Genomic DNA, 13758 nt, shown 5'->3' with positions numbered 1-13758 from the left:
AATACAATAAGATCCGATAGCTTGTCCTGGTGAAAATGTTTTGTTGTGTTTAGTTTGCTGTTAACGAGCCTGTTCGTGGGCTTACTTTTGCATCGATTGTTTCTTATATTTGTTAGAAACTAAATCAATAATTAAACACAGATGCTGAAAAAATTAATCGTAACGGCGCTGTTTTCACCACTGGTTTTTCATGGTGTGCAGGCGCAAAATCAACCCAAAACGGAAATGGATATGAAAGTAGAAGAGCTTCTCTCGAAGATGACCCTCGAAGAGAAAATAGGACAGCTGAATCAGTATACGGCTCGTTGGGAGATGACCGGACCGGCGCCGACAGGTAGTAGCGAGCAGGAGTTGCTCGAGGAGATTAAGAGTGGCCAGGTAGGCTCGATGCTGAATGTAACCGGAGCAGAGGCAACGCTGAAAGCTCAGAAACTGGCGGTTGAAAACACGCGTCTGGGCATTCCTTTGATCTTTGGCTACGATGTGATTCACGGCTATAAAACCATTTTCCCGATTCCGCTGGCTACAGCTTCGAGCTGGGATCCTTCGGCTGCCGAGTTAAGCGCACATATTGCCGCGGTTGAAGCAGCGGCCTCGGGGCTGCACTGGACTTTTGCCCCGATGGTTGATATTTCGCGCGATGCCCGCTGGGGACGCGTGATGGAAGGTGCCGGCGAAGATCCGTATCTGGGAGCGAAGATGGCTGCGGCGCAGGTTCGCGGATTTCAGGGCGATGATTTGAGTGCCGACAATACGATTGCAGCCTGCGCCAAGCATTTTGCTGCTTATGGTTTTGCCGAGGCAGGCCGCGACTACAACACGGTTGAAATTTCGGAATATACCCTTCAAAATATGGTGCTGCCACCATTTAAGGCGGCTGTTGAGGCGGGGGTGGCAACGCTGATGAACTCGTTCAATGTGATTGGTGGATTGCCGTCAACGGCTAACCCGCATTTGCTGCGCGATATCCTGAAAGGAGAGTGGGACTTTGACGGCTTTGTGGTGTCGGACTGGAACTCCATCGGCGAGATCAAAAATCACGGCGTGGCTCCCGACTTGAAAGAAGCCGCCCGTCTGGCCATCATTGCCGGTTCGGATATGGATATGGAGGGCTATTCGTATGTGCCCTTCCTGAAAGAGTTGGTGGATGAAGGCCTGGTTGACGAAGCACTGATTGATGATGCCGCACGCCGCGTATTGCGCATAAAGTTCGAATTAGGATTGTTCGACGATCCCTACAAATACAGTAAGCTCGACGAGCAGGGGCTGGTGCTGAATGAAGAGCATCTGCAAGCGGCCCGCGAGGTTGCCCGCAAAAGTATTGTGCTGCTGAAAAACGAAAATAACTTACTTCCGCTGAAAAAAGAGGGACAAAAAATTGCCGTTATCGGTGACTTGGCTGACGATAAAGATTCGCCAATCGGAAGCTGGCGTGCCCAGGCAATAGCAGGCTCCGCAGTTTCCTTGCTCGAAGGAATTGAAAACGCCGTAGCCGATCAAAACGCCGTAGCCTTTGAACGCGGCCCGGTGTATGTTAGCAACGAACCGGAGTTCACGAAACACCTTCAGATTAACCATACTGACCCGACTGGTATTGACCAGGCGGTTGAGCTAGCTCAGAAAATGGATGTTGTTGTGTTGGCTTTGGGCGAAAACTGTTTTCAGTCGGGCGAAGGACGCAGCCAGACCGATATTGGTTTGAAAGGCTATCAGCAGCAGCTGCTTGAAGCGGTGTATGAGGTCAATAAAAATGTGGTGGTCGTGTTGATGAATGGTCGTCCGCTGGTGATTGACTGGATGGCCGAAAAGGTGCCTGCAATTGTTGAGGCCTGGCATTTGGGCTCCGAAGCTGGCAATGCCATTGCCGATGTGCTTTTTGGCGATTACAACCCTGCCGGAAAGCTCACGGTTTCGTTCCCGCGCAGCGTTGGTCAGTGCCCGATTTACTACAATCATTTCAGCACTGCCCGTGCCGATGATACCGGTACGGTGTTCTGGTCGCATTATACCGACGAGTCGAACGATCCCTTGTTTCCCTTTGGCTATGGCTTGAGTTATACCACTTTCGAGTATTCAAACTTGAAATTGAGTGCCAGTGAGATTAGCGCAGATCAGACACTCAAAGTTCGGGTGGAGGTGAAAAACACCGGCACAGTGGATGGTGAAGAAGTGGTGCAGTTGTATGTGCACGATCTGTACGGAAGCATTGCCCGACCGGTGAAAGAGTTGAAGGGATTTGAAAAGATCTTTCTGAAAGCCGGCGAAAGCAAAACCGTTGAATTTGAGCTGACAGCGGATGATCTGGCCTTCTTCGGAGCCGATAGAAGCTGGAAAGCCGAACCGGGTGATTTTAACCTATGGGTCGGTACCAACTCGCAAATGGGGCTCAAGGGGGCCTTCAAATTGAAGTAAATAAAAACAACGAATACTTAAGAAGGCCGGCATTTTTCGTCGGCCTTTTTTTGAAAGTCGACCACGCAAAGATGCAAAAGCACAATATCAAGAACTGGTTTTGATTAGATGAGGAAAGACAACCAGACAACTGTTGAAAACAACGACAACAGCATCGTCGAAAAATAGTGAACTTTCACCCCTGTTGGCGATTCCCCGGAATCATGTAGGTTTTTTCAGTACTTCTGAATCAGCACAATTCCTCCCAGCAGCAGTAGTATTCCGGCTATACGACCGGCTGAAATCTGGTGAACAGCCAGCCCGAAGAAACCGAAGTGGTCGATGATGGAGGCTGCAATAAGTTGCCCGGCAATGGAAGCTGCCAAAACCGTTGTTACGCCGATTTTGGGGATGAAGAAGATGACTGACGAAACAAAAATGGCTCCCAGTAGACCACCGGCAAACAAGTACCAGGGGGCTGTGCTCAGCTGCCCCCAGTCGGGAGTCTGGGTCCTGAAAATGAAGTTCAGCGCCAGGGCACAAATAAAGCCAACCAGGAAATTGACCAGCGCTCCTTGCAGTGGATGGCGCAAAAAAGTAGTTAGCTGCGTGTTGATACTGCCTTGCACGGCAAGCAAAGTGCCAATAATTAAAACGATGAGCGTATAAACTATTTTCATCCTTGATCGTGTTGTTTTTGTTTTGAGATAATTTAAATGGCGATTTTTACAAATAAAAAGAATTTAGACGCTGATGACGCTGATTGTTGATGATGACCGCAGAGCGGTACACCAACAATTTGAGAGTTATAAACCATAAAAATCACAATCGATCATAAAAATCAGCGTCCTGTATTTCTTACAGCAAGTCCGAAGCCGGTTTGTAATGGCGTTTCAGCCAGTGTGCCAGTCCGTCCAAGCCGGGGAACAGCACCCGTTCGGTAATGTTGGCCTGGTCCAGTTTATCGCGTACTTCCCACTTGAGCTCTTTGGGGATAATCAGCCGTCGGTACAGTTCGGGATGTTCAATCAGCCAATCGTCGAGGACGGCTGTGGGGTTGGACATGACCGAAAAGAAGGCAAACTGGTTGACAATCCGTTCGTCCATGCTGGGCGGTTCAAAAAAGGCTACCTGATTTGGCCCCATCACCTGCTCAAAGTCCGACAGTTTATGGATGCTTTCTTCGAGCATCTCAATGGTAAAGGCATTGCATTTTTCTTCGAACAGCTTTTGATGCAGCGGGTCGCTGATCAGCCGGTTGGCTTTCACAAAATCGACTTTCCAGATTACACCGTCCAGATCGTATTTGTCGGTATTCACGGTGGCAAAGTGCATCGCGATGAAAGGTGAATAGGTCCAGTCGAGCAAGCGGGTGGGGAGGCCGTGGTGTTGAGCTTTCACCAGCGCCCGCCAAAACGAGCCCGACAGCTGTGCTTCCTTCGAAAGCGAGTACTTGCGGAAATTGCGCAGCAGGTGGTACTCCAGTTCCGGGCGCGAGCCACAATTGCGCAGAAAGCTGTTTTTTAGTTGGTAGCTGCTGTCCGAAAGGCCACGAAAGGCATAATCCGACCGGTATCGGCCCATGCCCGGTTTCCAGGAGTCCTGATACACCTCTTCGCATAATTCTTTCCAACTATTTACCACATAATCGTTTTGATAGATGATTTGATCTTCCATGTTTGCCGAAAGCTTTTGTTGCGCAGCAATAAGGAGGCTGCATAAGGTTTGAAAGTTATAATTTTTAGCGCAGCTGAGAACGTAAAAAGTCAGAATTTAACCGATTTTTTCACTGAATGGACTATCTTCGATTGTCTGAACCGGAGCGCTTCATGAGACTGAAAAAACCAATACTAACCGCATTATTTATCTTTCTTTGCTTGTTTGCCCGTGCTCAGCAGGAAAAGGGTCAGAATGAACTGTTGCAGTTGCCACTCTCCTTACTGGCTGCCAACCCGGAACATCCCATCGGTATTTTTGCGCTCGATCTGCCTTTTTATTTCCCGGGAACTTCAACCAACGGCTCGCAGCTTGCTGTTTCGTACACCTTGGCCAACATCTGGCATCCGCAAGCTTGGTTTTACTATCCGCAAAACCTCACGGCAGCGCAAAAAAGCCTAAACAAGGATTTGTACATGACCTGGCGACCAACGTATTTTCAGACCATTGGGGCCCAAACTCAGGTGAAGACCTTCCAGTCGGACGGTGTATTGCAACATTTTCGCTTTTCGTGGATTCGCAACTGGAAACAGACTAGTAGCCTGATTTTAACCATGAATGCGCATCTGCTGAGTGGCGGATCGTCGCCCTTGCATTATCCGGTGAGCGACAGTTTTATCGAGGACTTTCACTCGACCTTCGCCATTGATGATAACTACGGGCGGAGACAGTATCCGTTTAACCGGGCCAGTATTCTTTTTGCGGATGAAAACGGAAACCAGTACCGGAAGGATAAAGGCGATTGGTTTACCAGTGTGTTTGATGCCCATTATTACCGGGAACTATTCAGGCAATCGTCCGCGCTTTGGTCGGCGCAGCTAACGGCTGGTGTGCATCTGTCGGTGCCGTTCAACAGCCTGCACCGTTATCTGATCCCGGGCGTCTCGCTTGGTTTGCGTTACGATCGGCTGATGACGGCCCGCAGTTCTGCGACATTCGCGATGGACGGAGCACTCACCAATCCGACATTCCTGAAAACAGGGAAGAGTGTCGAGGCCATCGATAACAGCTTCCGAAGTGCTTTTAAATTTTATCTGGGGCTCAACCGGACTGTTGGAAAACAGAGTCTGTTGCAATTGGGCCTACTCAGCAACATTCAGGGGGCGTTGTTGAAAGGCGGCACCAACAAATGGGGGCAGCTGGGATACGACGAAATTGGTGTTGAATACCTTCAAAAGGGCGACCAGTGGGAGGGGGAAGAGGTGAATCAGGAGTTTTGGCTGGCGCGCATCACTCCGGCAGCCCTATATTATTTTTCGTATAAAGCGTTTTTTGTGGTGGGCTGGAAGCATCGAGCCCGACAATTCAATTTTTACTTGGGCGAAGATTTCTTCTACATTAATAATGCACCCGATTTTCAGCTCGGCTTCGAGTACCTGATTCCGTTGGGGAAAGTGCAATAGCAAAGACTCGTTTGTCTTGAGGCTGTGAACGTCCCGTTTTAACTGTTCAGAGCTTATTTTATAATAATGGCTTTTGCCATTTGACGTGGGGTGTACGAAAGAGAACACGACGATTGTCCCGTCCCGCATGGGACGGAATTTTACGCGGATATCCTTCAACTACCCAAATCGTATCCCTCCGGGATTTTTTGAAGCTTTTCGTTTGATGCCGGGCTGGTAAAAGCATACTAGCCGGGTTCCAACTCCTCCTGCTTGTTGATGAGGAGTTCCCCTTCTTAATTTTTTGTAAAAATTGATCAACGCCAAGCGGCTCGACGATCGCGAGGTTTTGGTGACGTTTTTAACGACAACCCGACAACCCGACAACTTTTGAAAACAACGACAACAGCATCATCGAAAAATAGTAAACTTTCATCCCAGTTGGTGATTCCCCGGAATCAGGAAGGTTTTCTTTGAACAAGCCTGCCTATTTGGTGTTTACTGGTCAAAACTTATTTTGTCATGACTGATATCTCAAATACCAAGGAGCGCCTGCCGCGTTGGATGAAATCGCAGCTTCCCAGTGGTGAAAACTATTCGAAAGTAAAGCGCTTAATTACCGAACACAAACTGAACACGATATGTACCAGCGGCAATTGTCCCAATAAAGGGGAGTGCTGGAATGCCGGTACCGCCAGTTTCATGATTATGGGAGACCGGTGTACCCGCAACTGCCGGTTTTGTTATGTGCAAAACCTGATACCCGAGCCTCTGGATTGGGATGAGCCTCGCCGCCTGGCCGAAACCATTCAAACTTTAAACCTCAAGCATTGTGTGATCACCTCGGTTGACCGGGATGATGTGCCCGACGGTGGTGCCCGCTTTTGGGCTGAAACGATCCGAAAGATCAAGGAACTGAATCCGAATACGACGATGGAAACGCTGATCCCCGATTTTCATGCCAAAAAGGAGTTGGTGCAAATCGTTATTGATGCCAAGCCGGAAGTGATTTCGCATAACCTGGAAACGGTGAAGCGCTTGACGCCGAAGATCCGTAGCACTGCCCGCTACGACCGTAGTCTGAAGGTGATTTCCTACATTGCCCAGGCCGGCGTTGTGGCCAAGTCGGGTATTATGCTTGGTTTGGGGGAAACCCCCGAGGAAGTGCTGGAAGCTATGGACGATCTGAAGGCCGCCGGCTGCAAGGTATTAACCTTGGGACAGTACCTGCAACCGGATCCGCATTTGATGAAAGTGGTGGAGTACATTACCCCTGAGCAATTCGATATTTACCGGAAAGAAGCCTACAAACGTGGTTTCCGCTATGTGGAGAGTAGCCCGCTGGTCCGTTCGTCCTATCATGCGGAGCGCCACGTGAATGCATAAATCAAAAAAACAGGTATGAACAAATCATTACACCAATTGCTGGCGGTGGAAGAACTTACGCCCGAAACTTTTGTGTTGCATTTCGAGCGGAATGGCTTTCAATTTAAGCCCGGGCAGTATGCCGTTTTGCGCAATCCGGAAACCGGGGAAGCCCGCGAATACTCTATTTACAGCTCCGATCGCGACGAACGCCTTTCATTCTTAATTCGGAAGGTTGAGTTTGGTGACTTTTCCCGCTATCTGCGGCACCTGTTGCCAGGCAGTACTCTTCAGATTGAAGGGCCACGCGGCTTTTTTGTACTCGATGAGCAGGTCCTTGCCGGGCAGCCAACCCTGCTGATTGCCACAGGAACCGGCATTTCACCTTTTCACTCTTTTGTGCAAAGCTATCCGGAGCTTAACTACCAATTGTTACACGGGGTTCATTTTCCCGACGAAGCTTATGGCCGGCAGAGCTACGCCCCGGAGCGCTATCAATTGTGTACCTCACGTCAGGAGGGAAGCGACTACTTCGGGCGGGTAACTTATTACCTGAAAGAGCACCCCGTTGAGGAAGATACCATTTGTTATCTCTGCGGAAATTCGGAAATGATTGAAGAAGCGACCAATATTCTGGAAGGCTACGGGCTAAGTCCGGAAAACATCCGGACCGAAGTTTTCTTTTAGAATATTATTGAGAATGGATTTTGGATATATTGATCGTTAGTGGGATAGGCTTCGCAAGGAAGGGAGTCCCAATTTTTCGAAATTAATAGCGATAGAACGTCTGCTAGCCTCGAATCGAAAAATCCGGAGATCTGTTAAATTAAGAATTTAGTTTTTGAAGAAAGAATAGCAGCCAAGCGTTGCTATTTTTTATTTTTGCTACACGGTTTCCAGAATGTGTGATTTTTAACCAACAGAAATGAAAAATATTAAAATCTCGGAAGAGCTGGCCGATAAATGCCCGGATATCTGCCTGTCGTGTATCGAATGCAATGTGAAGGTTGAGTTTTTTCGCGAGGATTTATGGCAGCTGATTGAAAAGCGTTGTCGCGAAATTGCCAACAGCTTGGAAGTGGAACAGATTAAGAACGTTCCGGCCATTGCGGCCTCGCGCCAAGCTTACAAGGCCTGCGGAAAAGATCCGGCACGCTACCGCCTTTCGGCCGAGGCGCTGTTAAGGCGAGTGGCGAGTAAAAAAGGATTGTATCAGATTAACAATGTCGTTGATGCGCTGAACTTTGTTTCGATTAGCACCGGATTGTCCATTGGCGGGTACGATGCCGATAAAATTGCAGGCAAGATTACCATGGGGATTGGCCGGGCTGACGAAGCGTACGAAGGCCTGGGACGTGGCCCCCTGAACATTGAGGGAATGCCTGTTTTCCGCGATGAGCTGGGCGCATTTGGTACGCCAACATCCGACTCGGAACGAACCGGCGTTCGTCCCGATACCAAGCGGTTTCTGATGATCCTGGTTTCCTACAAAGGCATTCATCCGCTTTACGAACCGAGTCAGGCTGCGGTTCAGTTGCTGAGCGATTATGCCTCGGCAAGCTATATCGAAACCTACCAAATTACTGTTTAAACTATGCAAGCTCTTTGTCGTTTTTTGCTCCGCTTGTTGGGCTGGAAAGCTGTTAACGGAGTGATGCCCCATAAAAAAGCGATTATTATTGGCGTACCGCACACCAGCGCGTGGGATTTTATTATCTCCTATTTATATTATACATCGGTAGGTGGGGTGGCCAACATTGTTATTAAAAAGGAATTTTTTTTCTGGCCTGTTGGTTATTTCCTGCGTAAGGCCGGCGCCATACCGATTGACCGTTCCCGGGGAGCATCGGTGGTCAAGCAAATTATTGCCGAGATGAATAAACGCGATGTGATGCACCTGGCCATTACCCCCGAAGGAACAAGGGAGCTGACCACACGCTGGAAGGCGGGCTTTCACACCATTGCCAAGGCTACCGGCGCGGTCGTTTATCTTGGCTTCTTCGATTTCGGGAAAAAGGAAATCGGCTGGCTCGAAACCTTGCCCTTAACCGATGACCCGAAGGAGGATCTCCGGCGTATGAAAGCCTATTACCGCAGTCGTGGGGTGGTGGGGAAGCATCCCGATCAGTTTAGCCTGGACGATTAAAATGATTGGAAGAAAATTCAGTAAACTCTGCAACAAAGTGTGATTAAAATGAAGGAAAACGAGCAAGATAGATTGACGCTATCCCTGATTCAGGCCGACTTGGTTTGGGAAGACGTTCCGGCGAACCTGAAGAACTTTGAAAAAGCTTTTCGGGATGTTCCCTCTGAGCTTGACTTGCTGGTGTTGCCCGAAATGTTTTCCACCGGTTTTTCCATGCAGGTTGAAAAGCTGGCTGAGCCGATGAGTGGTCCTGCAGTTCGCTGGATGACCCGGCAAGCTGCGTCGCTGAAGGCTGTTGTGGCCGGTAGCCTGATGATTGCTGAATCCGGTTTGTTTTACAATCGGTTTGTTTTTGCGTTCCCCAACGGAGAACTCCTTTGGTACGACAAACGGCATCTTTTTTCGATGGGCCGGGAGACTGTCTTTTTTAGTCCCGGAAACCAACGGCAAATTATTCAGATCAAAGGCTTCCGCATCTTGCCGCAAATCTGCTACGACCTGCGTTTTCCTGTCTTCGCCCGCAATCGGAATGATTACGATCTGTACCTGAATTGCGCCAACTGGCCGGCCCCGCGGCAGGAAGTCTGGGATTGTTTACTAAAAGCCCGGGCAATTGAAAATCAATGTTATGTTGCAGCAGTAAACCGCGTCGGTACCGACGCGAATGGCATCCGTTATTCGGGACACAGTCAGATTCTGGATGCCCGCGGTCGCAGCCTCCATGAAGTAGCCGCGAACAAGGCTGTAATCACCGCGCGCTTGTCCTTGGGCACACTTCAAAAATTCCGGAAAAAATTCCCGGTTTTACCCGATGCCGACAACTTCAATATCGAATTTTAAGCGAATCGAATTTCTTGCTTTCTATTTGTTTGTCAACTTGCTGTAACATTACGCATTTTGCACTCTTCGCAGTTCCCAATCTGCTATTTTGAGTATTGTCATACTCGCAAAATCTGACGTTTTGATTCGTCTTTCGGTGCTTTTAGGAAGCTAAAATTCGAAGATTTTTAGTGTGTTTGTTAAAAATTCTTAAGAATTTGCTCTTTCATATCCTCATTTTGCTATCTCAAATCTGCTCTTCGTCCAATATTGGGGGGCTCTTCGCACTTGTCTATTGCCTTGAATGTACTCATTGCCGTAACTTGTTGATACCGTTTTCAACCTAGCATAAGGTTGGTGGCGGTAGGTTTTAAAAGCCAATGCGGTTTGCTTCAAAATACCGCAACTTAATAGACTAAACGGATGTGTATGAATGAAATTTCTACCTTGAATTTTTATTTGGCAGCAGTAATCTTATGTTCTCCTGTTTTTTTCGACTTATGGAAGTCGATCACTTCTTTACCGGAGAATTTTTTCCCGTCAGTTTTTAAAAAGTTACTCGCCAGCAAGCAATACGGTTATCGCCCAATGCCGCTTGTTGGCTATGGCATTGCTGATTCCGTCACACAGCCGGGTGCCCTGGCTCGATTAATCGCGAAACTATTACAAAACAACATATATCAAACGATAAAGCAGCAGAGTGGATTTGCTGCTATTGTTCGTTGCACGCATACAAACTCTCTAACGATTAATTAATGCAATGTTGAGCTGTGCTGATGTTGTAAACAACCACTCAGACAGCCAAAACTTTAGACAGAAAAAATGTGAGATTATGAAAGAAAATATCTATCTCGTTTCATGGAAGTCACTAAAAGCCCTTGCTTTTAGTTTTGTGCTTCTGTTTTCTTCATTGACGAAACCTTTCCGAACAAGTCGAATAATGATGTCTTTGTTATTTGCTTTTGGGGTGACTTTTTTAGCTTCTAATTCGATATTTGGACAAACTTGTGGGATTGTTCTAGAGGAAGGTACATGCCCATCAGATGTAACAGTTTGTGCTGATAGTGGGGATGGAGCAATTGTAGATTGGACTCCTCCAAATTTTGATTTTACTTGTGATCAAGGTGATTATTCCTTTGTAATGGGGTTTGACTTGCCTGAAAGTCAATCAGAGGATGATTGTTGGGCGTTTTCGGGAGTACAACGTACAGGTAATACTGTTAATGGCGATCCAGGAGTGTTAAGACTTTTTCAATCAACAGCTCCAGATGGAACATATTTCCTGACTCCAACATTTTACCTCTCCGGACCAACAGATGGATTGATAAGTATCTACAGGAAAGATGGAGAGGCATTTACCTGTAAAGTTTCGTTGATTGATAGCGAAGGAACAGTAGTAGATTCGTTATCATTTGATGTTAATACGACTCAAACAGCAAACACCGTTAAAGGTTATAGCTTTTTGTTAGATCCCATTTTGTCAGGAGTTTATGCATTTAAATTTGAATTTATTGAAATTACATCATCGATAAGTAACAAGAATATTGTTACAGATTTGAGTATTGATGCAAATATTTATGATACCGGGTGTACGGGAGACGTAAATTATTCAGAGACTTCAAATTACAATCCAGGAAATTATTTCCCTGTTGGGACAACTTCCGTTTTGTATCAAGCTGTTTATAGGAGTTCTACTGGTAATGATACAGTACGCTGTGCATTTGATGTTATTGTTAATAATGTTGTGGTTTCAGGTATTACATCGAATGCCAGCTGTGGAGGTGCTAACGGTAGCATTGCATTAACAATATCTTCTGCTACAGTGGGAACAGTGACGCTTTCTGATTTGGAGTATTCCTTAGATGGAGGTGCATACTCACCCTTTGGGACTGGGAGTGTTGGTTCTGTAGTTACAACCACTGCAGGTGAAACAACGACTGTAACAACCACAGCAACTTCTACCCTGACAGGGCTTTCTGCCGGTAATCATAGTATTCAGGTTAAGAATCTTATTACTGATTGTACATCAGATTCATATGATTTTACGATTGGAGATACACCTGATACAGAGGCGCCAGTCGTAACCGCTCCTTCATCTGTAACTGTAGAATGTACCGGTGACATACCGACCGAAGAAACGACAATCAGTGGTTTTCTTGCTTTATCTGGAGCAGCCGCATCGGATAACTGTACCTCTCAGAATGATCTTGTTGTCACTTCCAGCGATGGAGCGCTTCCCAGCTGCGAAGGTACAATGACCAGAACTTATACAATTACGGATGAGGCTGGGAATTACACAAACGTAGATCATGTGTTTACTATCGACATTCCGGACTTTACTCCGGCAACAGACGGTGGATTAACAGTAAATTGCCTTGCAGATGCACAGGTAGAGCCAACGCCACCGGCAGTAGATGATTACTGTGGTAACCCAATCATTCCGGTTCTTAAAACAACTCCGGATGCTATCGCCTGTGAAGGAGACATGGCTTGGGTATTCACTTATACCGATTGTGCCGGAAACAGCCACGACTGGACTTACACCTACACCATCGATATTCCGGACTTCACTCCGGCAGAAGACGATGGTTCTACAGTGAACTGCCTAACCGATGCACAGGTTGAACCGACACCACCGGCCGTAAATGATTACTGTGGAAATGCAATCACACCGGTTCTAAAAACGACACCTGCCGCTATTGCCTGCGAAGGTGACATGGCTTGGGTATTCACTTATACCGATTGTGCGGGTAACAGCCACGACTGGACTTACACCTACACCATCGATATTCCGGACTTCACTCCGGCAGAAGACGATGGTTCTACAGTGAACTGCCTGTCCGATGCACAGGTTGAACCGACACCACCTGCCGTAAATGATTACTGTGGAAATGCAATTACACCGGTTCTAAAAACGACACCTGCCGCTATTGCCTGCGAAGGTGACATGGCTTGGGTATTCACTTATACCGATTGTGCGGGTAACAGCCACGACTGGACTTACACCTACACCATCGATATTCCGGACTTCACTCCGGCCGAAGACGATGGTTCTACAGTGAACTGCCTGTCCGATGCACAGGTTGAACCGACACCACCTGCCGTAAATGATTACTGTGGAAATGCAATTACACCGGTTCTAAAAACGACACCTGCCGCTATTGCCTGCGAAGGTGACATGGCTTGGGTATTCACTTATACCGATTGTGCGGGTAACAGCCACGACTGGACTTACACCTACACCATCGATATTCCGGATTTCACTCCGGCCGAAGACGATGGTTCTACAGTGAACTGCCTGGCCGATGCACAGGTTGAACCGACACCACCTGCCGTAAATGATTACTGTGGAAATGCAATCACACCGGTTCTAAAAACGACACCTGCCGCTATTGCCTGCGAAGGTGACATGGTTTGGGTATTCACTTATACCGATTGTGCGGGTAACAGCCACGACTGGACTTACACCTACACCATCGATATTCCGGACTTCACTCCGGCCGAAGACGATGGTGCTACAGTGAACTGCCTGGCCGATGCACAGGTTGAACCGACACCACCGGCCGTAAATGATTACTGTGGAAATGCAATCACACCGGTTCTAAAAACGACACCTGCCGCTATTGCCTGCGAAGGTGACATGGTTTGGGTATTCACTTATACCGATTGTGCGGGTAACAGCCACGACTGGACTTACACCTACACCATCGATATTCCGGACTTCACTCCGGCCGAAGACGATGGTGCTACAGTGAACTGCCTGGCCGATGCACAGGTAGAGCCGACACCACCGGCCGTAAATGATTACTGTGGAAATGCAATTACACCGGTTCTAAAAACAACACCTGCCGCTATTGCCTGCGAAGGTGACATGGTTTGGGTATTTACTTATACCGATTGTGCGGGTAACAGCCACGACTGGACTTACACCTACACCAT

The 13758-nt window shown here is 47.7% G+C and carries 11 protein-coding genes; 9 read left to right on the top strand and 2 right to left on the bottom strand.

Annotation, left to right across the window (positions count from 1 at the left end):
• The first annotated feature begins 141 nt into the window (after nucleotides 1-141).
• On the top strand, nucleotides 142-2412 hold the full coding sequence (gene bglX / locus C8N47_RS17335) for a beta-glucosidase BglX (RefSeq protein WP_107823841.1): 2271 nt from the start codon (nucleotides 142-144) through the stop codon (nucleotides 2410-2412).
• A gap of 215 nt (nucleotides 2413-2627) precedes the next feature.
• On the opposite strand, the gene C8N47_RS17330 is transcribed toward bglX, so the two are convergent.
• Both C8N47_RS17330 and C8N47_RS17325 read right to left on the bottom strand, forming a co-directional pair.
• Nucleotides 2628-3071: a DMT family transporter gene (locus tag C8N47_RS17330; protein WP_107823840.1), complete on the bottom strand. Its 444-nt coding sequence runs from the start codon at nucleotides 3069-3071 to the stop codon at nucleotides 2628-2630.
• A 178-nt stretch (nucleotides 3072-3249) separates the two neighbouring features.
• On the bottom strand, nucleotides 3250-4068 hold the full coding sequence (locus tag C8N47_RS17325) for an FRG domain-containing protein (RefSeq protein WP_107823839.1): 819 nt from the start codon (nucleotides 4066-4068) through the stop codon (nucleotides 3250-3252).
• Nucleotides 4069-4220: 152 nt separating this feature from the next.
• Between C8N47_RS17325 and C8N47_RS17320 the strand changes: the two genes are divergently transcribed.
• From C8N47_RS17320 to C8N47_RS19150, 8 genes are all read left to right on the top strand, one after another.
• Nucleotides 4221-5510 carry a hypothetical protein gene (locus tag C8N47_RS17320; protein WP_146161565.1) on the top strand — a complete coding sequence of 430 codons (1290 nt, stop codon included), beginning with the start codon at nucleotides 4221-4223 and terminating at the stop codon, nucleotides 5508-5510.
• Nucleotides 5511-6011: 501 nt separating this feature from the next.
• Nucleotides 6012-6875, top strand: a complete 864-nt coding sequence (gene lipA, locus C8N47_RS17315; protein WP_107823837.1) for a lipoyl synthase — start codon at nucleotides 6012-6014, stop codon at nucleotides 6873-6875.
• Between the two features lie 15 nt (nucleotides 6876-6890).
• On the top strand, nucleotides 6891-7541 hold the full coding sequence (locus C8N47_RS17310) for a ferredoxin--NADP reductase (RefSeq protein ID WP_107823836.1): 651 nt from the start codon (nucleotides 6891-6893) through the stop codon (nucleotides 7539-7541).
• A gap of 238 nt (nucleotides 7542-7779) precedes the next feature.
• Nucleotides 7780-8445, top strand: a complete 666-nt coding sequence (locus C8N47_RS17305; RefSeq protein WP_107823835.1) for a B3/B4 domain-containing protein — start codon at nucleotides 7780-7782, stop codon at nucleotides 8443-8445.
• Between the two features lie 3 nt (nucleotides 8446-8448).
• Complete coding sequence (locus C8N47_RS17300; RefSeq protein WP_107823834.1) at nucleotides 8449-9000, top strand: 1-acyl-sn-glycerol-3-phosphate acyltransferase; 552 nt, start codon at nucleotides 8449-8451, stop codon at nucleotides 8998-9000.
• Nucleotides 9001-9048: 48 nt separating this feature from the next.
• The gene (locus C8N47_RS17295; protein WP_107823833.1) at nucleotides 9049-9840 is read left to right on the top strand and encodes an amidohydrolase; all 792 of its coding nucleotides are present in this window, start codon (nucleotides 9049-9051) and stop codon (nucleotides 9838-9840) included.
• 408 nt (nucleotides 9841-10248) lie between these two features.
• Nucleotides 10249-10575, top strand: a complete 327-nt coding sequence (locus C8N47_RS17290; RefSeq protein WP_146161564.1) for a hypothetical protein — start codon at nucleotides 10249-10251, stop codon at nucleotides 10573-10575.
• A gap of 4 nt (nucleotides 10576-10579) precedes the next feature.
• Nucleotides 10580-13758: HYR-like domain-containing protein (locus C8N47_RS19150; RefSeq protein WP_425436637.1), on the top strand; the 3179-nt coding region annotated here is incomplete at its 3' end.

Source organism: Mangrovibacterium marinum (genome assembly GCF_003046625.1).
Lineage (GTDB): Bacteria > Bacteroidota > Bacteroidia > Bacteroidales > Prolixibacteraceae > Mangrovibacterium > Mangrovibacterium marinum.
This window is presented reverse-complemented; position numbering and strand designations above follow the sequence as displayed.